Origin of the sequence: Acetobacterium tundrae, from assembly GCF_008086615.1 — a bacterium.
GTDB lineage: Bacteria > Bacillota > Clostridia > Eubacteriales > Eubacteriaceae > Acetobacterium > Acetobacterium tundrae.
Genome location: NZ_RXYB01000049.1, coordinates 1 through 1,916 on the forward strand (window position 1 = coordinate 1; position 1,916 = coordinate 1,916).

The window sequence follows — 1,916 nt, forward strand, 5'->3', positions numbered from 1 at the left end:
TGGTGGCTTTACTACCGTAAGCTGAGCCGTGGCACATTCAAATGGGTATTTAATGAATCTCAGACCGTTAAAAGCATTTCAGAAAGGCAGCTACGCTGGCTTCTGGATGGTCTTTCTCTGGAACAACCCTAGGCACATCGGGCAGTAAAAAAGCGCTTGATCATCTAGCTTTTCTAAAGCGATTGAAGTATCGTAAATCGCTTTAATATGCGATTCTATTAATAATTTCGTTGCTCTTTTCATCGGGTTTATGGTATAATGAAAATATAAAGAATCAATCGGAAACACCTAAAATTCAACCCTTAAATACACAATCCCTGCCTTATGATGAGCTGCTCAAAACCTGTAATGAACTGCATGTTCAGTTGAATCAGACTTAAACCCAACTGGCATGGGCAATGGAACAGATCACGCTCCTGACCCACAAAAAATTCGGATCAGGTTCCGATTCGGTGGTTTATCCCGACGGCTGTGACCAGCTCTCATTTTTCAATGAACCCGAAGCGGCAGCGGATTTTTCTGTTCCAGAGCCGGATCTTGAAGATACGCTGGGTAATGCGGGGAACCCCCGCAAGAAAAAGGCAAAGGGTAAACGGGAAAAGGATTTTTCCAATCTGGCGACCATCGTAATTGAGCATGAACTGCCGGAGTCGGAACGTATCTGTCCCAATTGCAGTCAGCCCCTTCATGACATGAAAGTGGAAATCACCTGACTGCTTAAATTTATTCCGGCCCGGTTTGAAGTGGAGGAACACCGACGTCATGTTTATACCTGCCGTGAATGCGCTAAACATGACGATGGTATTGATATCAAGATTCCCTTTATTCGTGCCGCGATGCCGAATACCCTTATACCGGGCAGCTTTACAACGCCGGAGCTGGTAGCTGCCATTATCAATGCCAAATATGTCTGTGCCATGCCGCTTGCCCGACAGCAGCAGGAGTTCGAGCGTTACAACGTTGCCATCTCCAGACAAGACGATGTCCAACTGGTTACTGCGCTGCGCCGAAGATTACTTTTTGCTTCTCTATCAGCGGATGCGGGAAATCATGCTCACTCGAGATATTTTACATGGGGATGAGACCACCGTTCAGGTTGCCAATGAAACCGATCGACCGGCGACCAGCCAAAGCTATATGTGGGTCTACTGTACCGGGGTTCATGATGAAACTCCTATGACCTATTATGACTATCATCCCACCAGAAGCAAGGAAGCGGCGCTTAGTTTTTTGGAAACTATAAAGGCTATCTTCATGCAGATGGATATGAGGTCTATCATCATCTGACACCGGATATCACGGTGGTCGGTTGTCTGGCTCATGTCAAACGTGGCTTTGCCGACGCCATTAAATCCTTATCAAAAGATGAGCAAAAACGAACGGCTTCTTATGAAGGGGTTCAATTTTGTGATGCCATTTTCCATATTGATAAAAAGTTTAACGACTATACCCCGGCAGAGAGAAAACAAAAACGGCTGACATTGCTCAAACCGGTGATGGCGGCTTTCTATGACTGGCTCATCGGCATGCAGGCCAATGCCCTGCCAAAATCCTATCTGTCCAATGCCGTGAATTATACTCTGAATCAATGGACTTACCTGGAAAACGTCCTGTTGGACGGTCGCCTGGAATTAACAAACAACCGCGCGGAACGCAGTATACGCCCATTCACAATTGGACGCAAAAACTGGGTGATGCATAATACCCCTGAAGGTGCGACAGCCAGTGCCATGATTTACAGTCTCACCGAGTCAGCCAAAAGCAATCAGCTGAAACCCTACAACTACCTGGTTTATATCCTGAAAGAGATGTCCAACACCGATTTGGTGAATCATCCCGAATTGATTGATCAGTTTCTTCCCTGGTCTAAAACACTTTCATCGGATTGCTATAAAACCAATTGATAAACATAGATT

The 1,916-nt window shown here is 45.7% G+C and carries 4 protein-coding genes and 1 pseudogene; all 5 read left to right on the forward strand.

Annotated features, from left to right (window positions below; all coding sequences use genetic code 11):
* Window positions 1-132: IS66 family insertion sequence element accessory protein TnpB (gene tnpB / locus FZC40_RS17885; RefSeq protein WP_148606503.1), on the forward strand; the 132-nt coding region annotated here is incomplete at its 5' end.
* Between the two features lie 266 nt (window positions 133-398).
* A complete protein-coding gene (locus FZC40_RS16840; RefSeq protein ID WP_207706743.1) occupies window positions 399-713 on the forward strand; it encodes an IS66 family transposase in 315 nt (104 codons plus the stop codon).
* On the forward strand, window positions 714-1,082 hold the full coding sequence (locus FZC40_RS17640) for an IS66 family transposase zinc-finger binding domain-containing protein (RefSeq protein WP_279233359.1): 369 nt from the start codon (window positions 714-716) through the stop codon (window positions 1,080-1,082).
* Window positions 982-1,748 (forward strand): annotated as a pseudogene (tnpC, locus tag FZC40_RS17530) (IS66 family transposase); the annotation flags it as partial. The gene FZC40_RS17640 and the pseudogene tnpC, both read left to right, overlap by 101 nt.
* Window positions 1,731-1,904: a transposase domain-containing protein gene (locus tag FZC40_RS17535; RefSeq protein ID WP_243135860.1), complete on the forward strand. Its 174-nt coding sequence runs from the start codon at window positions 1,731-1,733 to the stop codon at window positions 1,902-1,904. The pseudogene tnpC and the gene FZC40_RS17535, both read left to right, overlap by 18 nt.
* Window positions 1,905-1,916 lie beyond the last annotated feature (12 nt).

Excerpts from the sequence above, each read along its gene's own strand:
- FZC40_RS16840 (WP_207706743.1), top strand. The coding sequence starts at position 399 with ATGGAACAGATCACGCTCCTGACCCACAAAAAATTCGGATCAGGTTCC.
- FZC40_RS17535 (WP_243135860.1), top strand. The coding sequence starts at position 1,731 with ATGATTTACAGTCTCACCGAGTCAGCCAAAAGCAATCAGCTGAAACCC.